The 20,761-nt window shown below is 68.3% G+C and carries 30 protein-coding genes; 26 read left to right on the top strand and 4 right to left on the bottom strand.

Annotated features, from left to right (window positions below; all coding sequences use genetic code 11):
• The 16 genes from rplP to map all read left to right on the top strand — a co-directional run bounded on the left by rplP (window position 1) and on the right by map (window position 8,471).
• On the top strand, window positions 1-417 hold the full coding sequence (gene rplP, locus M1M07_RS22205; protein ID WP_068163605.1) for a 50S ribosomal protein L16: 417 nt from the start codon (window positions 1-3) through the stop codon (window positions 415-417).
• Window positions 417-653 (top strand): 50S ribosomal protein L29, encoded by a 237-nt coding sequence (gene rpmC, locus M1M07_RS22200; protein WP_068163609.1) that lies wholly within the window; start codon window positions 417-419, stop codon window positions 651-653. Before rplP ends, rpmC begins: the two co-directional genes overlap by 1 nt.
• Entirely contained in the window at window positions 650-934 is a 285-nt protein-coding gene (gene rpsQ, locus M1M07_RS22195; RefSeq protein ID WP_197257052.1) for a 30S ribosomal protein S17, read from the top strand. Before rpmC ends, rpsQ begins: the two co-directional genes overlap by 4 nt.
• Before the next feature lie 285 nt (window positions 935-1,219).
• Window positions 1,220-1,588, top strand: a complete 369-nt coding sequence (rplN, locus tag M1M07_RS22190) for a 50S ribosomal protein L14 (protein ID WP_068163686.1) — start codon at window positions 1,220-1,222, stop codon at window positions 1,586-1,588.
• Window positions 1,588-1,905, top strand: a complete 318-nt coding sequence (rplX, locus tag M1M07_RS22185; RefSeq protein WP_006947157.1) for a 50S ribosomal protein L24 — start codon at window positions 1,588-1,590, stop codon at window positions 1,903-1,905. Before rplN ends, rplX begins: the two co-directional genes overlap by 1 nt.
• Window position 1,906: 1 nt before the next feature.
• A complete protein-coding gene (gene rplE, locus M1M07_RS22180; protein WP_197257051.1) occupies window positions 1,907-2,473 on the top strand; it encodes a 50S ribosomal protein L5 in 567 nt (188 codons plus the stop codon).
• Between the two features lie 4 nt (window positions 2,474-2,477).
• The gene (locus M1M07_RS22175; RefSeq protein WP_006947159.1) at window positions 2,478-2,663 is read left to right on the top strand and encodes a type Z 30S ribosomal protein S14; all 186 of its coding nucleotides are present in this window, start codon (window positions 2,478-2,480) and stop codon (window positions 2,661-2,663) included.
• 187 nt (window positions 2,664-2,850) lie between these two features.
• Complete coding sequence (gene rpsH, locus M1M07_RS22170) at window positions 2,851-3,249, top strand: 30S ribosomal protein S8 (RefSeq protein ID WP_068163625.1); 399 nt, start codon at window positions 2,851-2,853, stop codon at window positions 3,247-3,249.
• A gap of 13 nt (window positions 3,250-3,262) precedes the next feature.
• The gene (gene rplF, locus M1M07_RS22165; RefSeq protein ID WP_197257049.1) at window positions 3,263-3,802 is read left to right on the top strand and encodes a 50S ribosomal protein L6; all 540 of its coding nucleotides are present in this window, start codon (window positions 3,263-3,265) and stop codon (window positions 3,800-3,802) included.
• 2 nt (window positions 3,803-3,804) lie between these two features.
• The gene (gene rplR / locus M1M07_RS22160) at window positions 3,805-4,215 is read left to right on the top strand and encodes a 50S ribosomal protein L18 (protein WP_248675545.1); all 411 of its coding nucleotides are present in this window, start codon (window positions 3,805-3,807) and stop codon (window positions 4,213-4,215) included.
• Between the two features lie 31 nt (window positions 4,216-4,246).
• A complete protein-coding gene (gene rpsE, locus M1M07_RS22155; RefSeq protein ID WP_197257047.1) occupies window positions 4,247-4,897 on the top strand; it encodes a 30S ribosomal protein S5 in 651 nt (216 codons plus the stop codon).
• Window positions 4,897-5,076: a 50S ribosomal protein L30 gene (gene rpmD / locus M1M07_RS22150; protein ID WP_006554593.1), complete on the top strand. Its 180-nt coding sequence runs from the start codon at window positions 4,897-4,899 to the stop codon at window positions 5,074-5,076. The genes rpsE and rpmD overlap by 1 nt, the downstream gene beginning before the upstream one ends.
• A 2-nt stretch (window positions 5,077-5,078) precedes the next feature.
• The gene (gene rplO, locus M1M07_RS22145) at window positions 5,079-5,522 is read left to right on the top strand and encodes a 50S ribosomal protein L15 (protein WP_068163632.1); all 444 of its coding nucleotides are present in this window, start codon (window positions 5,079-5,081) and stop codon (window positions 5,520-5,522) included.
• A gap of 272 nt (window positions 5,523-5,794) precedes the next feature.
• Window positions 5,795-7,108, top strand: a complete 1,314-nt coding sequence (gene secY, locus M1M07_RS22140; protein ID WP_197257045.1) for a preprotein translocase subunit SecY — start codon at window positions 5,795-5,797, stop codon at window positions 7,106-7,108.
• Entirely contained in the window at window positions 7,105-7,650 is a 546-nt protein-coding gene (locus tag M1M07_RS22135; RefSeq protein ID WP_197257043.1) for an adenylate kinase, read from the top strand. Before secY ends, M1M07_RS22135 begins: the two co-directional genes overlap by 4 nt.
• A 23-nt stretch (window positions 7,651-7,673) precedes the next feature.
• The gene (gene map / locus M1M07_RS22130; RefSeq protein WP_197257041.1) at window positions 7,674-8,471 is read left to right on the top strand and encodes a type I methionyl aminopeptidase; all 798 of its coding nucleotides are present in this window, start codon (window positions 7,674-7,676) and stop codon (window positions 8,469-8,471) included.
• A gap of 87 nt (window positions 8,472-8,558) precedes the next feature.
• Here the strand turns inward: map and dtd are convergent, their stop codons facing one another.
• Window positions 8,559-8,996, bottom strand: a complete 438-nt coding sequence (gene dtd, locus M1M07_RS22125) for a D-aminoacyl-tRNA deacylase (RefSeq protein WP_197257039.1) — start codon at window positions 8,994-8,996, stop codon at window positions 8,559-8,561.
• A gap of 172 nt (window positions 8,997-9,168) precedes the next feature.
• On the opposite strand from dtd, the gene infA reads away from it, so the two are divergent.
• The 9 genes from infA to M1M07_RS22080 all read left to right on the top strand — a co-directional run bounded on the left by infA (window position 9,169) and on the right by M1M07_RS22080 (window position 14,535).
• Window positions 9,169-9,390, top strand: a complete 222-nt coding sequence (infA, locus tag M1M07_RS22120) for a translation initiation factor IF-1 (protein WP_003418601.1) — start codon at window positions 9,169-9,171, stop codon at window positions 9,388-9,390.
• Between the two features lie 92 nt (window positions 9,391-9,482).
• Complete coding sequence (rpmJ, locus tag M1M07_RS22115; RefSeq protein ID WP_003938068.1) at window positions 9,483-9,596, top strand: 50S ribosomal protein L36; 114 nt, start codon at window positions 9,483-9,485, stop codon at window positions 9,594-9,596.
• 227 nt (window positions 9,597-9,823) lie between these two features.
• On the top strand, window positions 9,824-10,192 hold the full coding sequence (gene rpsM / locus M1M07_RS22110; protein WP_197257037.1) for a 30S ribosomal protein S13: 369 nt from the start codon (window positions 9,824-9,826) through the stop codon (window positions 10,190-10,192).
• The gene (gene rpsK / locus M1M07_RS22105; RefSeq protein ID WP_006554585.1) at window positions 10,192-10,605 is read left to right on the top strand and encodes a 30S ribosomal protein S11; all 414 of its coding nucleotides are present in this window, start codon (window positions 10,192-10,194) and stop codon (window positions 10,603-10,605) included. The genes rpsM and rpsK overlap by 1 nt, the downstream gene beginning before the upstream one ends.
• Window positions 10,606-10,629: 24 nt before the next feature.
• Window positions 10,630-11,235, top strand: coding sequence for a 30S ribosomal protein S4 (gene rpsD, locus M1M07_RS22100; RefSeq protein ID WP_197257035.1), 606 nt, complete (start codon window positions 10,630-10,632; stop codon window positions 11,233-11,235).
• Between the two features lie 112 nt (window positions 11,236-11,347).
• A complete protein-coding gene (locus tag M1M07_RS22095) occupies window positions 11,348-12,409 on the top strand; it encodes a DNA-directed RNA polymerase subunit alpha (RefSeq protein WP_197257027.1) in 1,062 nt (353 codons plus the stop codon).
• A 30-nt stretch (window positions 12,410-12,439) separates the two neighbouring features.
• A complete protein-coding gene (gene rplQ, locus M1M07_RS22090; RefSeq protein ID WP_197257025.1) occupies window positions 12,440-12,982 on the top strand; it encodes a 50S ribosomal protein L17 in 543 nt (180 codons plus the stop codon).
• 5 nt (window positions 12,983-12,987) lie between these two features.
• On the top strand, window positions 12,988-13,887 hold the full coding sequence (gene truA / locus M1M07_RS22085) for a tRNA pseudouridine(38-40) synthase TruA (protein WP_231611645.1): 900 nt from the start codon (window positions 12,988-12,990) through the stop codon (window positions 13,885-13,887).
• Window positions 13,888-13,968: 81 nt separating this feature from the next.
• A complete protein-coding gene (locus tag M1M07_RS22080; protein ID WP_197252004.1) occupies window positions 13,969-14,535 on the top strand; it encodes an NADPH-dependent FMN reductase in 567 nt (188 codons plus the stop codon).
• A 19-nt stretch (window positions 14,536-14,554) separates the two neighbouring features.
• Here the strand turns inward: M1M07_RS22080 and eccE are convergent, their stop codons facing one another.
• The gene (eccE, locus tag M1M07_RS22075; RefSeq protein WP_197252005.1) at window positions 14,555-16,177 is read right to left on the bottom strand and encodes a type VII secretion protein EccE; all 1,623 of its coding nucleotides are present in this window, start codon (window positions 16,175-16,177) and stop codon (window positions 14,555-14,557) included.
• Window positions 16,178-16,284: 107 nt separating this feature from the next.
• Between eccE and eccB the strand changes: the two genes are divergently transcribed.
• The gene (gene eccB, locus M1M07_RS22070) at window positions 16,285-17,736 is read left to right on the top strand and encodes a type VII secretion protein EccB (RefSeq protein ID WP_248675544.1); all 1,452 of its coding nucleotides are present in this window, start codon (window positions 16,285-16,287) and stop codon (window positions 17,734-17,736) included.
• A 27-nt stretch (window positions 17,737-17,763) separates the two neighbouring features.
• On the opposite strand, the gene mycP is transcribed toward eccB, so the two are convergent.
• On the bottom strand, window positions 17,764-19,074 hold the full coding sequence (gene mycP / locus M1M07_RS22065) for a type VII secretion-associated serine protease mycosin (protein WP_248675549.1): 1,311 nt from the start codon (window positions 19,072-19,074) through the stop codon (window positions 17,764-17,766).
• A gap of 49 nt (window positions 19,075-19,123) precedes the next feature.
• Window positions 19,124-20,599 (bottom strand): type VII secretion integral membrane protein EccD, encoded by a 1,476-nt coding sequence (gene eccD, locus M1M07_RS22060; protein WP_248675543.1) that lies wholly within the window; start codon window positions 20,597-20,599, stop codon window positions 19,124-19,126.
• Window positions 20,600-20,761 lie beyond the last annotated feature (162 nt).

Genomic DNA, 20,761 nt, shown 5'->3' with positions numbered 1-20,761 from the left:
ATGTTGATCCCACGGCGGGTCAAGCACCGCAAGCAGCACCACCCGAGCCGTACGGGTGCCGCCAAGGGCGGAACCCAGGTGACCTTCGGTGAGTACGGCATCCAGGCTCTCGAGCCGGCCTACATCACCAACCGGCAGATCGAGTCCGCTCGTATCGCCATGACCCGGCACATCAAGCGTGGCGGCAAGATCTGGATCAACATCTTCCCGGATCGCCCGCTCACCAAGAAGCCGGCCGAAACCCGAATGGGTTCCGGTAAGGGCTCGCCCGAGTGGTGGGTCGCGAACGTCAAGCCCGGTCGCGTGCTGTTCGAGATGAGCTACCCGAACGAGGAGATTGCCCGCGAGGCCCTGCGCCGCGCGATGCACAAGCTCCCCTGCAAGTGCCGCATCGTGACGAGGGAGGAGCAGTTCTGATGGCTACCGGTACCCCCGCCGCGGAACTCCGCGAACTGAGCGACGCAGAACTGGCCGACAAGGTCCGCGAGTTCAAGGAAGAGCTGTTCAACCTGCGCTTCCAGATGGCCACCGGACAGTTGGACAACAACCGTCGCCTCCGCGTGGTGCGGAACGAAATTGCCCGGATCTACACGGTGCTGCGCGAGCGTGAGCTCGGCCTGTCCACCGGCCCGAATGCGGGTGACGTGGCATGAGTGAGGAAAAGGCAGTGAGCAAGAACGAAGAGCGCGCGAGCCGCAAGGTCCGCATCGGCTACGTCGTCTCGGACAAGATGGAAAAGACCATCGTGGTCGAGCTCGAGGACCGTGTGAAGCACCCGCTGTACGGCAAGATCATCCGCCGTACCACCAAGGTGAAGGCGCACGACGAGAACGGTCTGGCCGGCATCGGCGACCGCGTCCAGCTGATGGAGACGCGTCCGCTGTCCGCCAGCAAGCGCTGGCGTCTGGTCGAGGTGCTCGAGAAGGCCAAGTAGGCCTTTCTCCCGCATCGTCGGCGAGTTATCGACTGCGGCACCCCGTCACCCGTTCTCCACGGGAGGCGGGGTGCCGTCGGCGTTCGGGGGCGGCGTGAGCCCGCCGGGCAGGGGAGCGACCTCACAGTTCGCGAATTTGCCCTGCGTGCGGTATATCGCCTACCCTGGACGGGTTGCTTAGCGGGACCCGTGTGTCTTTCGCACGTGAGCCGCGGGTAGCCGACGACCGCGTACGTCCAGGTCGGAAATCTGACGTACAAACCAATCCAGGTCAAGGAGAAGTTAGTGATCCAGCAGGAGTCGCGACTGCGCGTCGCCGACAACACGGGTGCCAAGGAGATTCTCTGCATCCGCGTTCTCGGTGGCTCGTCCCGTCGCTACGCCGGAATCGGCGACATCATCGTCGCCACCGTCAAGGACGCGATCCCCGGTGGCAACGTCAAGCGTGGCGACGTCGTCAAGGCCGTTGTCGTGCGCACCGTCAAGGAGCGCCGCCGGCCGGACGGCTCGTACATCAAGTTCGACGAGAACGCCGCGGTCATCATCAAGGGTGACAACGACCCGCGTGGTACCCGTATCTTCGGCCCCGTCGGCCGCGAGCTGCGCGACAAGCGGTTCATGAAGATCGTCTCGCTCGCTCCGGAGGTGCTGTGATGAAGGTGCACAAGGGCGACACCGTGCTCGTCATCTCGGGCAAGGACAAGGGTGCCAAGGGCAAGGTCATCGCGGCCTACCCGAAGGAGAACCGTGTCCTCGTCGAGGGCGTGAACCGGATCAAGAAGCACACGGCGGTCTCGGCCAACGAGCGCGGCGCCTCCTCCGGGGGCATCGTGACGCAGGAGGCCCCGATCCACGTTTCCAACGTCGCGGTCATCGACTCGGACGGCAACCCCACCCGCGTGGGCTACCGGACCGACGAGGAGACCGGCAAGCGCGTTCGGATTTCCCGGAAGAACGGGAAGGACATCTGACATGACCACCACCGAGAACAAGATCCAGCCGCGCCTGAAGGCCCGCTACCGTGCCGAGGTCCGGGACGCGCTGCAGGCGGAGTTCGACTACGCCAACGTCATGCAGATCCCGGGCGTCGTCAAGGTCGTCGTGAACATGGGTGTCGGTGACGCCGCTCGCGACGCCAAGCTGATCAACGGCGCGGTCGCGGACCTGACCCTCATCACCGGTCAGAAGCCCGAGATCCGCAAGGCCCGCAAGTCCATCGCGCAGTTCAAGCTGCGTGAGGGCATGCCGATCGGTGCGCGCGTCACGCTGCGCGGCGACCGTATGTGGGAGTTCCTGGACCGTCTCGTGTCCATCGCGCTTCCCCGTATCCGGGACTTCCGCGGCCTCAACGGCAACCAGTTCGACGGAAACGGCAACTACACGTTCGGCCTGAACGAGCAGTCGATGTTCCACGAGATCGACGTGGACAAGATCGACCGCCCCCGCGGCATGGACATCACCGTCGTGACCACCGCTACCAACAACGAAGAAGGCCGTGCCCTGCTCAAGCACCTCGGCTTCCCGTTCAAGGAGAACTGAGCCCATGGCTAAGAAGGCACTGGTCAACAAGGCCAACAAGAAGCCGAAGTTCGCGGTTCGCGCCTACACCCGCTGCCAGCGTTGCGGCCGTCCGCACGCTGTGTTCCGCAAGTTCGGACTCTGCCGTGTCTGCCTTCGCGAGATGGCACACCGCGGTGAACTTCCCGGGGTTCACAAGAGCTCCTGGTGACGTGAACGGCGGGCGGGTCGCCACTGCGTGACCCGCCCGTCCTCACACCCGTCAGGGGTCCGATCCGTTCTCGCAGATCGGACCCACACGAAACCAAGTTCGTTGTAGGCCCACGGCCGGAACCGCGACCACGTCGCGGCGTCGGTGTTGTATGGGAACCGCAGCGAGAAAGGTGAACAGGTCAGCTATGACCATGACCGACCCCATCGCAGACTTCTTGACGCGTCTGCGCAACGCCAACACGGCGTACCACGATCAGGTGAAGCTGCCCCACTCGAAGATCAAGGCGAACATCGCCGAGATCCTCAAGCGTGAGGGCTACATCGCCGACTTCCGCACCGAGGATGCCGAGGTGGGCAAGACCCTCGTCGTCGACCTCAAGTACGGGCCTTCCCGCGAGCGCAGCCTCGCCGGTGTGCGCCGCGTGTCGAAGCCCGGCCTGCGCGTGTACGCGAAGTCCACCAACCTGCCCAAGGTCCTGGGCGGCCTCGGCGTGGCGATCATCTCCACGTCCTCCGGCCTGCTCACCGATCGCCAGGCGGCCAAGCAGGGAGTGGGCGGGGAAGTCCTCGCCTACGTCTGGTAAGGGAGGCCAACACATGTCGCGTATCGGAAAGATTCCCGTTACCGTCCCCGCCGGCGTCGAGGTGACCATCGACGGCCAGGACGTCGCCGTCAAGGGCCCCAAGGGCAACCTGTCGCTGACGATCGCCGAGCCCATCGCCATCGCGAAGGGTGAGGACGGCGCGCTCCAGGTCACCCGCCCCAACGACGAGCGTCGCAGCCGTGCGCTGCACGGTCTGTCGCGCACCCTCGTGCAGAACCTCATCGTCGGTGTGACCCAGGGCTACACCACCAAGATGGAGATCTTCGGCGTCGGTTACCGCGTGGCGCTCAAGGGCCAGGACCTCGAGTTCTCGCTCGGCTACAGCCACCCGGTGCTCATCGAGGCCCCGGAGGGCATCACCTTCGCGGTCGAGACCCCGACGAAGTTCTCGATCTCGGGTATCGACAAGCAGAAGGTCGGCCAGATCGCGGCCAACATCCGTCGTCTGCGCAAGTCCGACCCCTACAAGGGCAAGGGCATCCGCTACGAGGGTGAGCAGGTCCGTCGCAAGGTCGGAAAGACGGGTAAGTGATCATGAGCGAGCAGACAGAGAACCAGAAGGCCAAGCGCATCCCGCGCGGCAAGGACGTGTCCACCACGCGCCGGCTGTCGAAGACGCGTCGTCACTTCCGTCTCCGCAAGAAGATCTCGGGCACCGCAGATCGTCCGCGTCTCGTCGTCAACCGGTCGTCGCGTCACCTGCACGCGCAGCTGGTCAACGACCTGACGGGTACGACCATCGCAGCTGCGTCGACGATCGAAGCCGATGTCCGCGCCCTCGAGGGCGACAAGAAGGCCCGTGGCGCCAAGGTCGGTCAGCTGATCGCCGAGCGCGCGAAGGCTGCGGGCGTGGAAGCTGTGGTCTTCGACCGCGGCGGCCACACCTACAGCGGCCGCATCGCGGCCCTCGCGGACGCGGCTCGCGAAGGCGGGTTGAAGTTCTGATGACCATTTTTTCGAACGGAAGGAACGCCTGATGCCGGGACGTCAGCGGCGTGACGGCGGCAACGGCCCCGCCGGACAGAGTGGCCCCAACACCGGGGACAACCGTGGTGGTCGCGACCGCCGCGATCGCGACTCGCGTGGCGGCGCCGCCGCCGAGAAGTCGAACTACATCGAGCGTGTCGTCTCGATCAACCGTGTGTCGAAGGTCGTCAAGGGCGGTCGTCGCTTCAGCTTCACCGCTCTGGTGATCGTGGGCGACGGCAACGGCCTGGTCGGCGTCGGCTACGGCAAGGCCAAGGAAGTTCCCGCGGCCATTCAGAAGGGTGTCGAGGAGGCTCGCAAGGGCTTCTTCCGCGTCCCGCTCATCGGCAAGACCATCACCCACCCGGTGCAGGGTGAGGCCGCTGCAGGTGTCGTCCTGCTGCGTCCCGCCAGCCCCGGTACCGGTGTGATCGCCGGTGGCGCGGTGCGTGCCGTGCTCGAGTGCGCAGGCATCCAGGACATCCTGTCGAAGTCGCTCGGCTCCGACAACGCCATCAACGTCGTGCACGCGACCGTGGCTGCCCTCAAGCAGCTGCAGCGTCCGGAGGAAGTCGCGGCTCGCCGCGGTCTGGCCCTCGAGGACGTGGCTCCGGCCGGCATGCTGCGTGCGCGTGCACAGGCTGCTGGGAGCGTGAACTAATGGCAGAGCTGAAGATCACCCAGATCAAGAGCACCATCGGCGCCAAGTCGAACCAGCGTGACAGCCTGCGCACCCTCGGCCTGCGGAAGATCCGCCAGTCCGTCGTGCGTGAGGACAACGCGCAGAACCGCGGCTTGATCAACGTGGTGCGTCACCTCGTCACGGTTGAGGAGGTCTGAGAATGACCATCAAGCTGCACCACCTCCGCCCCGCTCCGGGCGCGAAGACGGACAAGACCCGCGTCGGCCGCGGTGAAGGTTCGAAGGGCAAGACCGCAGGCCGCGGTACGAAGGGCACCAAGGCGCGTAAGAACGTCTCGGCGGCCTTCGAGGGTGGCCAGATGCCGCTGCACATGCGGCTTCCGAAGCTCAAGGGCTTCAAGAACGCCTTCCGCACCGAGTACCAGGTCGTCAACGTCGGCGACATCGCTCGTGTGTTCCCCGAGGGCGGCACCATCGGCGTCGACGAGCTCGTCGCCAAGGGCCTGGTTCGCAAGAACCAGCTCGTGAAGGTGCTCGGCGAGGGCGAGATCTCCGTGGCCGCTCAGGTGACCGCGGACAAGTTCTCCGGCTCCGCCAAGGAGAAGATCACCGCAGCCGGCGGCACCGCGACCGTTCAGGCCTGACCTGTTCGCTCGTGCCCGTGCACGGCTCTCGAACGGCCGCGCTGCAGCTACCGCTGCGGTGCGGCCGTTCGTCGTTTCGAGTTGCTGACGTACCCTTACGGGCACGTCCTTGCGTCCGCGTGGCCCTGTATCGGGCCACGCGCCCGGTGTTGTGCGAGGCCCCCTCGCGTGGTCGCCTCACCGGGCCGCACTGTTAGAGTTCAAGAGTTGTCCACCGTCCGACGGGTGGTACCCATGACCCGTCGTCCCCGCCCGGCCTGCCAGGAGGATCTTTGCTTTCCGCCTTCGTTTCGGCCCTCAGGACCCCGGACCTGAGGCGGAAGATCCTCATTGCGATCGGACTGGTCGCGTTGTACCGGCTCGGTGCGACGCTGCCGTCCCCGGGCGTCGACTACGGAAACGTCCGCGCCTGCATCGACCAGATCTCCGGAGGCGAACAGGCGGGCATCTACTCGCTGATCAACCTGTTCTCCGGCGGCGCGCTGCTGCAGCTGTCGGTGTTCGCGATCGGCATCATGCCGTACATCACGGCCAGCATCATCGTGCAGCTGCTCACCGTCGTGATTCCCCGGTTCGAGGAACTCCGCAAGGAGGGCCAGTCCGGTCAGGCGAAGATGACGCAGTACACCCGCTATCTGGCGATCGCATTGGCGGTGCTGCAGTCGACCGGCATCGTGGCGCTCGCCGCGCGAGGGCAGCTCCTGCAGGGATGTTCCGAACCGATCCTGGCCGACGACAGCATCTTCGGCATGGTCGTCATCGTGCTCGTGATGACGGCGGGCGCGGCGCTGGTCATGTGGTTCGGTGAGCTCATCACCGAGCGCGGTGTCGGCAACGGCATGTCGCTGCTGATCTTCTCCGGTATCGCCTCGCGCCTGCCGTCCGAGGGGAACATGATCCTCGAATCCCGCGGCGGCCTCGTCTTCGCGATCGTGTGCGTCGTCGCTCTGGCGATCATCACCGGCGTGGTGTTCGTCGAGCAGGGCCAGCGCCGGATCCCGGTGCAGTACGCCAAGCGCATGGTCGGGCGCCGCATGTACGGCGGCTCGTCGACCTACCTGCCGCTGAAGGTCAACCAGGCCGGCATCATCCCGGTGATCTTCGCGTCGTCCCTGCTGTACCTGCCGAACCTCATCGCGCAGCTCACCGGTGCGAGCACGGCGACCGATCCGAGCTGGTGGCAGCGGTTCATCAACGAGTACCTCGTCAATCCGAACAACCCCGTCTACATCGCGATCTACTTCGCGCTGATCGTGTTCTTCGTCTTCTTCTACGTCGCGATCACCTTCAATCCGGAGGAACGCGCCGACGAGATGAAGAAGTACGGCGGGTTCATCCCCGGCATCCGTCCCGGCCGACCCACCGCGGACTACCTCACGTACGTGCTCAATCGCATCACCGTGCCGGGCGCGCTGTACCTGGGTCTCATCGCCACGCTTCCGCACTTCTTCCTGTCCGGTGGCCAGACCGCGTCGAGCATCTTCGGCGGCGCAGCGGTGCTCATTCTCGTCAGTGTCGCGCTGGACACTGTCAAGCAGATCGAAAGTCAACTCATGCAGCGCAACTACGAAGGGTTCCTCAAGTGAGACTTGTACTCCTCGGTCCTCCCGGTGCCGGCAAGGGCACGCAGGCCGCAATCCTGTCGGAGAAGCTCGGCGTCCCTGCCATTTCGACCGGCGATCTCTTCCGCGCCAACATCGGCCAGGGCACCCCGCTCGGCGTCGAGGCCAAGAAGTACATCGACGCCGGCGAGCTCGTGCCCGCCGAGATCACCAACAACATGGTGCGCGCTCGCCTCGCCGAGCCCGACGCGGCGAACGGCTTCCTGCTCGACGGGTTCCCCCGCAGCGTGGAGCAGGCCCGCGAACTCGAGTCGATCCTCAAGGATCTCGACACCGCCCTCGACGGCGTGCTGTCCTTCGAGATCGACGAGGATATCGTCGTCGAGCGGATGCTCGCCCGCGGTCGCGCCGACGACAAGGAAGACGTGATCCGCAACCGCCTCCGGGTGTACCGCGAGGAGACCGCGCCGCTGCTCGACTACTACGCCGATTCGCTCGTCACGGTCGATGCGGTCGGTGAGGTCGAGGAGATCAACGCCCGCGCACTCGCTGCGCTCGGCAAGTAACAAGCAGGACCGAGGAGTTCGACATGGGTTTCGGGCGCAAGCGCAAGGTCGTCCCGTTCCGCACGTCCGGTGAACTGGACGCGATGGCGGCTGCGGGCGCGATCGTCGGGGCCGCGCTCGTCGCGGTGCGCGACGCCGCGAAGCCCGGTGTCAGCACCCTCGAGCTCGACCGGGTGGCGGAGGCGGTCATTCGCGATGCGGGGGCCGTCCCGTCGTTCCTGGGCTACCACGGGTTCACCGGTTCGATCTGCTCGTCGGTGAACGACCGCGTCGTCCACGGCATCCCGTCCGCCGACGACATCCTCGCCGAGGGCGACCTCGTGTCCATCGACTGCGGGGCGATTCTCGACGGATGGCACGGCGATTCGGCGTGGACGTTCGGCGTCGGTGAGCTGTCGCAGGCCGACGCCGATCTGAGCGAGGCGACGCGGCTGTCGATGGAGGCCGGCATCGCCGCGATGCTTCCCGGCAACCGGCTCACCGACGTCTCGCACGCGATCGAACTCGGCACCCACGCCGCGGAGAAGCTGCACGGCCGCAGCTACGGGATCGTCGACGGATACGGCGGTCACGGCATCGGCCGCGAAATGCACATGGACCCGTTCCTTCCGAACGAGGGCGCGCCCGGCAAGGGTCCGCGTCTGGTCGTCGGATCGGTGCTCGCGATCGAGCCGATGCTCACGCTCGGCACGTACGACACCGAAGTGCTCGAGGACAAGTGGACCGTCGTGACCACCGACGGCAGCCGGGCCGCGCACTGGGAGCACACCGTCGCGGTCACCGAGGACGGGCCGCGCATCCTCACGCTCCGCCCCGAGTAATCGCAGAGCCCTGCTTTTCCGACCGAATGTACCGTTCGATCGATTGAAGGAGACGAACGGTACATTCGCTCGGATGGGGGAGGCAGCTCACACCTCGAGCAGGAGGGTCACCGGGCCGTCGTTGACGAGGCTCACCTCCATGTGCGCGCCGAACACTCCGGTGGCGACCTCGGCTCCGAGAGCGCGCAGGGCCGCGACGAACTCGTCGACGAGAGGTTCGGCGACCGGACGCGGTGCCGCCGCCGACCACGACGGGCGCCGGCTCTTCCGGGTGTCGGCCATCAGCGTGAACTGGCTGACGACCAGCAGCGGAGCACCCAGATCGGACGCGGATCTCTCGTCCTCGAGGATCCGCATCGTCCACACCTTCCGGGCCAGGGTCGCGGCCTTCGCGGCGTCGTCGTCGTGCGTGACGCCGACGAGAACGAGCAGTCCGTGTCCGCCTTCGGCGGGGGAGATGCGCGCGACCTCGGTGCCGTCCACCGACACCGCCGCCGTCGTGACCCGTTGAACCAGTGCCCGCACCCGCGGTCCTCCTCATGTCGGCTTATTTGGCCAGGTGGGAAACTTCCCGTACGATTGATCGGTGGTGCGCTCTGCGCTCCGGTGATCGGCTCGCCCGTGAACCGGGACTCGCCGAGCGTCACGGTATCGGATGCCGATGCAACCACACACCGAACGACGGATCGCGGAGGATATGGCTAAGAAAGACGGGGCAATCGAGGTCGAAGGCCGTGTTGTCGAACCGTTGCCCAATGCGATGTTCCGCATTGAGCTCGAGAACGGTCACAAGGTCTTGGCTCACATCAGTGGCAAGATGCGCCAGCACTACATTCGCATCCTGCCCGAGGACCGGGTTGTCGTGGAGCTCTCCCCCTACGACCTGTCGCGCGGACGCATCGTCTACCGCTACAAGTAAGAGCTTCCCCGGCTACACGGTCGGGGAGAACCATGTCTTCGACACGGTCTTTTGCCGTGTCCGGGGGCGTACATACAGGAGATCGGACGCACGTGAAGGTTCAGCCTAGCGTCAAGAAGATCTGCGAGAAGTGCAAGGTGATCCGCCGCAACGGCCGGGTCATGGTGATCTGCGAGAACCTGCGTCACAAGCAGCGTCAGGGCTAGATCGACTCTTCTTCGCGAAGATCGGCTTGGCAACAAGCAGCTCGGCAACGAGCACGAAGACCTTCCAGCACCAGTCGCACGGTTACGATTCCCGATTCGTCGGGAAGCTGTGCGATCAACCCCCGGTTCGGAGGCCGGGGCCCCACTGTGTTTGTCGACACACAGTTTCTTCGACGCAGGGGACGGGCTGGGAGCAGACCTCCGCACACCGAAAAGGAATGCCACTCATGGCACGTCTCGCAGGTGTCGATCTTCCCCGCGAAAAGCGGATGGAGATCGCACTGACCTACATCTACGGCATCGGCCGTACCCGCTCCAAGGAGATCCTGGCGGCAACCGGCGTGAGCCCGGACCTGCGCAGCAAGGACCTCTCGGACGAGGACCTGGCGAAGCTCCGCGAGTACATCGAGGAGTCCTACAAGGTCGAGGGCGACCTCCGCCGCGAGGTCCAGGCGGACATCCGCCGCAAGATCGAGATCGGCTGCTACCAGGGCCTGCGACACCGTCGTGGTCTGCCCGTGCGTGGACAGCGCACCAAGACCAACGCCCGCACCCGTAAGGGTCCGAAGCGCACCGTCGCAGGAAAGAAGAAGTAATGCCTCCCAAGTCACGCAGCACCGGTCCGAAGAAGACCCAGAAGGCACGGCGCAGGGACAAGAAGAACGTTCCGCACGGCGCTGCTCACATCAAGAGCACCTTCAACAACACGATCGTGTCCATCACGGACCCGCAGGGCAACGTGATCTCCTGGGCGTCCTCCGGCCACGTCGGCTTCAAGGGCTCGCGCAAGTCGACCCCGTTCGCCGCGCAGCTCGCCGCCGAGAACGCCGCCCGCAAGGCGCAGGAGCACGGTGTCAAGAAGGTCGACGTCTTCGTGAAGGGCCCGGGCTCGGGCCGCGAGACGGCGATCCGTTCCCTCCAGGCCGCGGGCCTCGAGGTCGGCACCATCTCCGACGTCACCCCCCAGCCGCACAACGGCTGCCGTCCGCCCAAGCGGCGTCGGGTCTAACGGGAAAGGAATAGGTACTAGAAAATGGCACGTTATACCGGTCCCGTTACCCGCAAGTCGCGTCGTCTCCGCGTCGACCTCGTCGGAGGCGACCAGGCGTTCGAGCGTCGCCCCTACCCGCCGGGCCAGCACGGCCGCGCGCGGATCAAGGAGAGCGAATACCTGCTCCAGCTGCAGGAGAAGCAGAAGGCCCGCTTCTCCTACGGCATCATGGAGAAGCAGTTCCGCCGCTACTACGAGGAAGCCGCCTCCCGTCCCGGTAAGACCGGTGAGGTTCTGCTGACCATCCTCGAGTCGCGTCTGGACAACGTCGTCTACCGTGCCGGCCTCGCCCGCACGCGTCGTCAGGCACGTCAGCTCGTCACGCACGGCCACTTCCTGGTGAACGGCAAGAAGGTCGACATCCCGAGCTACCGCGTCTCCCAGTACGACATCATCGATGTCCGCGAGAAGTCGCTGAGCACGCTGCCGTTCCAGGTCGCCCGCGAGACCCTGGGCGAGCGCCCGGTTCCGGGTTGGCTGCAGGTCGTCGGTTCGCGTCTGCGGGTGCTGGTCCACCAGCTCCCCGAGCGCGCGCAGATCGACATCCCGCTGCAGGAACAGCTGATCGTCGAGTACTACTCGAAGTAAGGCGCACATGCGCTGCGGTGTTCTTCCGACCCGGATTCTTCGGGGTCACGGCCGGGAGAACACCGCATCCCACGAGGGCGTCATATAGCGGACGCCCACAAGGAGGCAACTCATGCTCATTTCGCAGCGACCCACGCTGACCGAAGAAGTCATCGCCGACAACCGCTCGAAGTTCGTCATCGAGCCGCTCGAGCCTGGCTTCGGGTACACCCTCGGCAACTCGCTTCGTCGCACCCTGCTGTCCTCGATCCCGGGCGCGGCCGTCACCAGCATCCGCATCGACGGCGTGCTCCACGAGTTCACCACCGTCCCCGGTGTGAAGGAGGATGTCACCGACATCATCCTGAACCTCAAGGGCCTCGTGGTGTCCTCGGACGAGGACGAGCCGGTCACCATGTACGTCCGCAAGCAGGGCCCCGGCACCGTGACCGCGGCTGACATCGTGCCCCCGGCCGGTGTCACCGTCCACAACCCGGACCTGCACATCGCCACCCTGAACGACAAGGGCAAGCTGGAGATCGAGCTCGTCGTCGAGCGCGGTCGCGGCTACGTCCCGGCCGTGCAGAACAAGGCGTCCGGCGCCGAGATCGGCCGTATCCCGGTCGACTCGATCTACTCGCCGGTGCTCAAGGTGACGTACAAGGTGGAGGCGACCCGCGTCGAGCAGCGCACCGACTTCGATCGGCTGATTCTCGACGTGGAGACCAAGAACTCGATCACCGCGCGGGACGCGCTCGCTTCGGCGGGCAAGACCCTGGTGGAGCTCTTCGGTCTGGCTCGTGAGCTGAACGTCGAAGCAGAAGGCATCGAGATCGGTCCCTCGCCCGCCGAGGCCGACCACATCGCCTCCTTCGGACTTCCCATCGAGGATCTGGACCTGACGGTCCGGTCCTACAACTGCCTCAAGCGCGAAGGTGTCCACACCGTCGGCGAGCTCGTGGCACGCACGGAGTCCGACCTGCTCGACATCCGCAACTTCGGTCAGAAGTCCATCGACGAGGTCAAGGTCAAGCTGCACTCGCTCGGCCTGTCGCTCAAGGACAGCCCCGCATCGTTCGACCCGAGCACGGTGGCCGGCTACGACGCCGCCACCGGTACCTGGAGCGACACCGATGCCGGTTCCTTCGGCGACACCGACGGCAACGAGGACTACGCCGAGACCGAGCAGCTGTAGCAGCTCACGGTCCGTTACTAGGAGAAAATCATGCCCAAGCCCAAGAAGGGCGCCCGCTTCGGCGGGTCGGCCTCGCACCAGAAGGCGATCATGGCCAACCTGGCCACCGCCCTCTTCGAGCACGGCCGCATCACCACCACCGAGGCCAAGGCCAAGGCTCTGCGTCCCTACGCGGAGAAGCTCGTCACGCACGCGAAGACCGGCACGCTGGCCTCGCGTCGTGAGGTGCTGAAGGTCATCCGCAACAAGGACGTCGTGCACGCCCTGTTCGCGGAGATCGGTCCGTTCTACGAGGACCGCAACGGCGGCTACACCCGCATCATCAAGACCGTCCCCCGCAAGGGCGACAACGCTCCGATGGCGATCATCGAGCTCGTCAAGGAGAAGACGGTCACCTCCGAGGCCGATCGCGCTCGCCGCGTCGCCGCCTCGCAGGCTGCCGAGGAGAACGTCGTCGAGGCTGTCGAAGCCGACGCGACCGACGCCGAGGTCGAGAACGCGGACGCCGTCGTCGAGGGTATCGAGGACAGCACCGCGACGGCCGCCGACGCCGACGAGGCCAAGAAGGACTAGTCCACTTGGTTTCGGCATCCGCTGATGCGAACGAACCCGTCGTCCCCTCGGGGGACGGCGGGTTCTCCGCATCCGAGCCCGGGGACATCACCCGGCTGCGACTCGACATCGCCTACGACGGCACCGACTTCTCCGGCTGGGCCCGGCAGCCCGGCCTGCGCACCGTGTGCGGAGAGATCGAGGAGAAACTCTCCGCGATCGTGCGCACCCCCGTCCTGCTGACGGTTGCCGGGCGCACCGACGCCGGCGTGCACGCCTCCGGGCAGGTCGCCCACGTCGACGTGCCCACCTCCGCCCTGCCCGACGACCCGTCCCGTTGGGTGCGGCGCCTCGCCCGCTTCCTGCCCAAGGACGTGCGGGTCACCGCGATCTCGATCGCCCCCGAACACTTCGACGCCCGGTTCTCGGCGATCCGGCGGCACTACGAGTACCGCGTCACCACCGCCGTGTACGGGGCGGAGCCGCTGCGCGCCCGCGACACCGTCGCGTGGCCGAAGGCCGTCGACCTCGACGCGATGCAGCGGGCGTCGGCGTCGCTGCTCGGCCTGCACGACTTCGCGGCGTTCTGCAAGCGCCGCGAGGGCGCGACCACCGTCCGCGAACTCCAGCGCTACGAGTGGACCCGGGACGGTGACATCCTCACCGCGCACGTGAGCGCCGACGCGTTCTGTTGGTCGATGGTGCGCAGCCTCGTCGGCGCGGCCCTCGCGGTGGGTGAAGGCCGGCGGACCGTGGAGTGGATGACCGGTCTGCTCGACGAACGCGAACGCGCGGCGTCGGTCGCGGTCGCGCCGGCGCACGGCCTGTCGCTCGTCGGGGTGGACTATCCCGCCGACGAGGACCTCGCCGCCCGGAACGCGGCGACCCGCGAGGTGCGCGGCCCGATCGCTCCGGGGTGCTGCTAGGGGGCTTCGCCCCCGGTGTGTCGTTGTGGCGGTTGGGGCCGCCACAAAGGCACACGGCCTACCGAATGGTTGGATACAGCCATGGACGGGACCGAGCCGATCAAGCTGGACATCATCGTGGCGAGCGTGCGCGCCGGACGTGTCGCTCCTGTCGTCGCGAACTGGTTCGCGGACACCGCGCGCCGGCGATCCGAATTCGACGTCGGGATCCTCGATCTCGCCGACACCCCGCTGCCGCAGGATCTGTCCGGGGGAGCCGAGGCCGAGGCGTTCACCCGCCGGATCGGTGCCGCCGAGGCGTTCGTGATCGTCACCTCCGAGTACAACCACGGCTATCCGGCGTCGCTCAAGACCGCGATCGACACCGTCAAACACGAATGGCGCACCAAGCCGGTCGGATTCGTCGCCTACGGCGGGTTGTCCGGAGGGCTGCGGGCCGTCGAGCAACTCCGCCAGGTGCTGATCGAGGTGCACATGGTGCCGGTCCGGGAATCCGTGAGCTTCCACCGCGTCAAGCACGCGTTCGCCGCCGACGGCAGCACCTCCGACGGTGCCGCGATCGATGCGGCTGAGCGGATGCTCGACGAGATCGCCTGGTGGGCGCGCACCGTGCGGGCCGGGCGGAAGACCGAACCCTATCCGGGCTGACACGCCCTGATCGGCGACCTCAGCGCGCGGTCGCGGGTTCGGCCGTGCGAGGCCGGCCGATGTGCGCGGTTTCGGCGGCGATGGTCACCAGCGTCAACGCGGTGCGTTGCGAGCCGGCGGTGAGAACCACCCGGTTGCCCACGGCACCCGGTTGCACGAGTGTCAGATCGGGACGCTCGCGCGGCCACTGATCCGGATGGGTGTGCACGTGCAGTGCGGTGACGTGCGGCGGCACGGTCGCCGGTCGCACGCCGTCGTAGACGACCGTGTCGAACTCGACGTCGCCGGGATGACGGCCCGCCAGACGCAGCCGATCCGGACCGGCTGCGCCGTCGAGCAGCGGCTGCCACGCGTGCGGGCGGTCGGTGTGGACGACGACCCGGGCGCCGACCGCGACCGCCCGGAACACGATCTGCAGGGCCAGATACAGTTCCCCGGCCACGTGCACCGAGCGCACGCCCGCCCCCGTCAGCCGCGCGGCGACCGCCTTCCCGGACTCGTCGGATCCGATGAGCTGACCGCATCCGGCAACCGGCAGCGTCAGCGCGTCGAGATCCGCGGTCGTCAGGGAGCGCAGCATCGTCAGATTCTCGAGTCCCGGCACGGCGAGCGGCAACGCGGCCACGAGAGCTGCACGGTCGCGGCCCCGCCCCGGACGCAACCCCGGCGCGGCGAGCGGCTCGGCGGAGCGTGTCGTGGTGCGCACGAGTGCACCGGCCCGGAACCGGTCCGGTGTCGAACCCGGCCGCAGCCGCACCGTCACGGTGGACGACAGTGACGGAAGGGACCAGAACCCGGTCAACGTCGCACGATCGAGCCGGCGCGGCTCGACGACTCCGCCGCTGTCGAATCCGCCGGGCAACGGGACGTTCCGCCAGTGCCTTTCGAGCTCGGCGGGATCGACCCCGCGGGTGATGCGCGCGACCGCGGCATCGATCTCGGAAGAACCGAGAATCCTTGTGCGCAGACCGGACTCACCCAGGATCCGCGCGAGTCGCTGCGCCGCGACCGTGATTGTCCGGGCGGCCCCTTCGGCGCCGCCGCCGCGCCGCGCGACGGCGTCGCGGCATCGGGACACGTCGAGCCGCAACGCAAGTTGTACCGTGCACACCGATGCGGCCGGGAGCGGCCCGACGAGCTGTGCGTAGACCCGGCCGGCCGGCGTCGTGTCGAGGACGCGCCGACCGTGCGCGACGACGTCGATCGCGTCGAGGGTGACGTCGTGGTGCGACAGGCCCCGCGCGATCGCCGCGAGCGGCAGCACCCGGCCCGGCGCGGCACGATCGCGGTCGAGGCGAGCGCTGTCGGCAGGCGGGGGAAGAACTTCGACTACCGCGCTCAGGCAGGTGCCGTCCCGGATCAGTCCGATACGGCCGGATCCGAGGGGACGATCGACCGGTCGCCCCGGCCGCCGGTATCGCCCGGTGAAGTACAGCCACAGCACCACCGCGAGGTCGGGCACACCGCGACCGCGGATGCGCACGAGTACCACCGCGGCGACGCACACCGCGACGGCGGCGGCGATCGCCACGGGTGCACCGGCCGCCGCCACGGCCACCCACGTCGCCGCGGCGACACACTGGGCGACGACGAGTCGCACGAGGCCCGTCCCTTGTGCCCGTGCGGATTCCACTCGGTCCATCGCTGTTCCCCCGACTCCGGTCGAGGCGGACCGCAGGGCCCACCCGACATTCCCCGAGCGAACTGTACTGTGTGGCGGCAGGGGGCGTGCGGTACGGGGGAGGAAGCATGGCAGCGCAACCCACCACACGGTGGCAGGTCAGCGGTTACCGATTCCTGGTGCGGCGCATGGAGCATGCGCTGGTCCGCCGGGACGTGCGGATGATCGGCGACCCGATGCGTTCGCAGGCGCGGGCACTCGCGGTCGGCGCCGTCGTTGCGTGTCTCGTTCTCGCCGGGTGCGCGGCGCTGGCACTGTTCCGGCCGCAGGACAAGATCGGCAACGCCGCCGTCGTGATCGGCCGCGACTCCGGGGCGATGTTCGTCGCCGTCGACGGTGCGTTCCATCCGGTGCTCAACCTCGCATCCGCGCGCCTCGTGCTGGGCAATGCGGCCGAACCGGTGGTGGTCGCGGACGAGGAGTTCGCGACGCGTCCGCGCGGCCCGCTCGTCGGCATCCCCGGGGCCCCGTCCGCCCTGACACACCACTCCGGCGACGAACCGTGGACCGTGTGCGACACGGTGGAGATCGGAAATCGTTCGACGACAACCACTCTCGTCGTCGGAACACCCGAGTTCGGTGATCGGATCGGCGTCCTCGACGGTGAAGCACTGCTCGTCGCCGCCGGAGGAACGCACTACCTGATCTACGACGGGACGCGAGCGGAAATCGACCTGCACGACCGCGCGCTGACCCGCGTGCTCGGCATCGACGAGACGATGGTGCGCCCGGCCGGGGCCGGACTGATCGAGGCGATCCCGGAGGTGCCACGACTGACCGCACCCCTCATCGACGGGGCCGGCACCGAACCCGGTTATCCCATCGACGGATTGACGGTGGGCTCGGTGGTCGCGATGGCCGAGCCGGACGGCCGCCGCTACTACGTCGTGCTGCGTGACGGGGTACAGGAGGTGTCCGAGGCCACGGCCCAGATCATCCACTACTCGGATTCGCAAGGCGCCGCGGAGATTCCGATCGTCCCTCCGGATACGACCAACCAGGCGCCGACGGTGCACGAACTGGCGGTCGACACGTTCCCGCGGACCGTCCCGTCGATCGTCGACGCGGCCGACCGGCCCGTCGGCTGTCTGACGTGGTACCCCGTCGACGGTGCCGCCGAGCAGCGCCGCTCGGAACTGACGGTCTCCGCGGGTCGCGCACTGCCGATCCAGGAGGACGCCGTGCCGGTCGGGCTGGCCCAGGCCGACGGTCCGGGCCCGAACGCGGACGCCGCATATGTGCCACCCGGGCGGGGCGCCTACGTGCAGAGCACCTCGATCGTTCCGGACGGCGACCGGCGCGGCTCGCTGTTCTACGTCGCGGACACCGGAGTGCGCTACGGCATCGTCGACGCCGAGTCCGCTGCCGCGCTGGGATTCCCGCAGACGCCGGCCCGCGCACCCTGGCAGATCCTGTCGCTGTTCGCGCCGGGACCGGCGCTGGGGCGCGCGGAGGCGCTCGTCGCCCACGACGGTGTCGCGCCCGACCCGCGACCGGCTCCGATGCGTCCTGCCGGATGAATCCGGCCGACACGAAAGATCGTTCGGTCAGGACGGGTGGCGGGTTCGGCGCCGCAACGGAATCGATGCGAGCACCGCGACCGCGAGCACCCCGCACACACCGCCGCCCGCCGCCACTGCGACGGTGCGCGGCCGGTGGTCCGGCGGCGGGACCGGCCGCGGCGGGTCGACCGGCACGGATGCTGCGACCTCGGTCCGGGCGGCGGGATCGGGGCCGGCGACCGCGGCGAGCGGGTCGATCACACCGTGCCCGACCCGGGGATTCCAGCCTTCGGCGGGGGCGTGCGCGGTCGCCTCGATGCGCGCCGTCACGGCGCGGGCGTCGAGTTCGGGGTGGCGGGCACGCACCAGGGCGACCGTCGCCGCGACCAGCGGTGCCGCGAAACTCGTGCCCGCGATCGGCTGCGGTCCGTCCTGTCCCAGGTAGGCGTCGGTGAGCCCGCCGGAGGTGGGATGCAACGACACCACGCCGCTGCCCGGCGCGGCCACATCGACCCACGGCCCCGGCAGGCTGTACGACGACGGGGAGCCGTCCTCCTCGACCGATCCGACGGTGAGCACGTACTCGTCGTACCAGGCGGGTGACGCGATCGTGGTGATCGCGGACCACGGATCGCCGTCCGGTGTCAGCGGATCGACACTGCCGGGATTCGATGAGCGGCACAGGTCTCCGGTGTTGCCGGCCGCCGCGACCACCACCGCGTCGTGGACGTCGGTCGCGTACCGGACGGCGGCGCCGAGCGCGCGATCGTCCGCGGCCGCCACGCACGCGACCTCCGAGATGTTGATGACGGTCGCGCCCAGGTCGGCGGCGGTCCGCACCGCTGCCGCCATCGTGCGCACGTCCCCGTAGCCGGGGGAGTTGCGCGCGGTCGCGTCGTCGGGACGGTGGTTGCGGTCGGAGAAGTTCCGGCTGGACTGGCGGATCGCGATCACCTCGACATCCGGTGCGCCCCCGGCGAATCCCGAACCCGGCACCGGCTGTGCCGCGATGAGTCCCGCGACGAGGGTGCCGTGCGCATCGCAGTCGTCGGTGCCGTCTCCGGTGGAGACGTAGTCCCCGCGGGGGGACAGGTTCGGAAGTCGCGGATGCCGCGACACCCCGGTGTCGATCACCGCGACCTTCTGTCCGGCGCCGCGGGTGAGCGGCCAGACCGCCGCGAAGTTCAGGATGCGCTGGGCTGCAGGCGGGTGCGGAGCGTCCGCGGCGTCCCGCACCTGCGTGCACAGGTTGCGTTGTTCGGTCTCGTCCGGCGGCGCCGGCGCGGCGGCCGGCGGTAGCGCTCCCGCGTCGACGATCGGCGGTGCCGAGGTCGCGGGAGCGGCCGTGGCGAGCATCCCGGTGGCGACGAACGCGGCGGTCACGGACAGGGTGCGGGCCCGCACGTCAGATGCCGCGCACGGCGGAGTAGAGCCCGAGAACCCAGCAGGCCAGCGGAACGATAGTCGCCACGACGGCGTACTCGGTGATCTCGGCGAACCGGCGCTGCACCGGTGTGAAGGTGCGTCGAGGGGCGACGACCCCGAAGACCAGGGCCCCGACGAGCAGCACGCTCGCCGCCGAGAACAGCACGATGGGCGGCGCGGCATCGGTGATCGCGGCACCGGTGAGCAGCCCGAGCAGGACGAGGCCGCCGCCGAGCACCAGCGGAGCGGCCGTCTCCGCGCCGGCGTGGGTGCGACCACGGAACATCAGCGCGATTCCCGAGGCGGCCGCGAGTGCGACACCCGGCCACTCGATTCCGTCACCGGCCCGGGGAATCGCCGCGCACCACGCACCCGCAGCGGTCAGGACGACGACGGCATACACGAGGCCGGTGAGATAGGACCGGGCCAGGGCGGCACCGGCTTCGAGTTCGTCGAAGGTCGGTGCCGGGTTCGTGTCGTCGGGGTCCGCGACCACCGGATCGAGGGACGTCCCGGGTGCCGGCACCGGTGGCAGCGGCAGCCGCGCGAGCATGATCGCGATCCGCGGCGCGAGCGTCCCGGCGAGCAACCCGGCCAGGACGAGACCGGCCCCGACCGAGGCCACCGGAACCGCAACGTACACCGCGACGGTCGACGCGATCGCGGTCACCGCCGCGACCGTCGCGACCGCGGTGAACGTCGCCGTCCCGACCGCGGCGAGGCGCAGGACCACCACGGCGACCGTCCCGGTGAGGACCGCACCGAGCAGCAGATGCGGGAGGTCGTAGTCCCCGGGTACGAGGAGCAACCCGGTCGTGAACGCGGCCGGGATCGCACACACCGACAGCAGCAGCGCGACCGCACGGTCGCGGTAGACGCGGTGCAGGACGGCGGCCGCGACGACGAGCAGCAGGGTTGCGATCGCCGTCGCGGCGCCGGCGGTCGCGCGCTCGGTCCCGGCCGGGGTCTGCAGCAGCGCCGCCGAACCCACGACGACGGCGAGGACCGCGACGACCGCGGCGACCGACTGCGCGACCGGCGCCGACCAGCGGCGCAGGCGATCTCGGCCGGCGACCGCGACGTGGTACATGACATCGTCGAACAATGGGGGCGGCGCGGATGCGGCGGCGTTCTCGAGGACGAGCAGTTCACCGTCCCGGATGCCGTGTTCCTCGAGTGCGAGCGCACCGGACAGCGGTGCCCGGCCCAGGCGCGCGAGGGTCCACCGGTCGGGCTCCACCTGATCGGGGGTGGAGTCGAAATCGTTGTCGGTGCGGTGTGCCGCAACCAGATCCACGATCCCGGGTACGAGCAGCGCGACGGGTACACCCAGCGGCAGGGCCAGATCGACCTGGCTGTGCCGGGTCAGCACGGTGATCCGGCACAGGTCCGGAGCGCCGATGCCCCGGCTCGGTTCGGCGCCCGCGCGCGTCGGGTCGATGTGCGTAGCCGTCAACGATGTGTCCCCCCAGTCGCATCGAGTGTTCCGGTCCGGCGCGTCGAATTTCCCCTGCGGACGGACCGAACCCGCCGCAGACGATACGACATCCGGGGGACGGACGCCGGGTGCGGGGCGGGATGCGTTACCCTTCGTCGACCGTGGGACGGCGTGCGCGCT

Origin of the sequence: Rhodococcus sp. HM1 (assembly GCF_023218075.1) — a bacterium.
Lineage (GTDB): Bacteria > Actinomycetota > Actinomycetes > Mycobacteriales > Mycobacteriaceae > Rhodococcus.
Note: the sequence above shows the minus strand (reverse complement) of the source record. Positions and strands in the feature narration are given on the sequence as shown.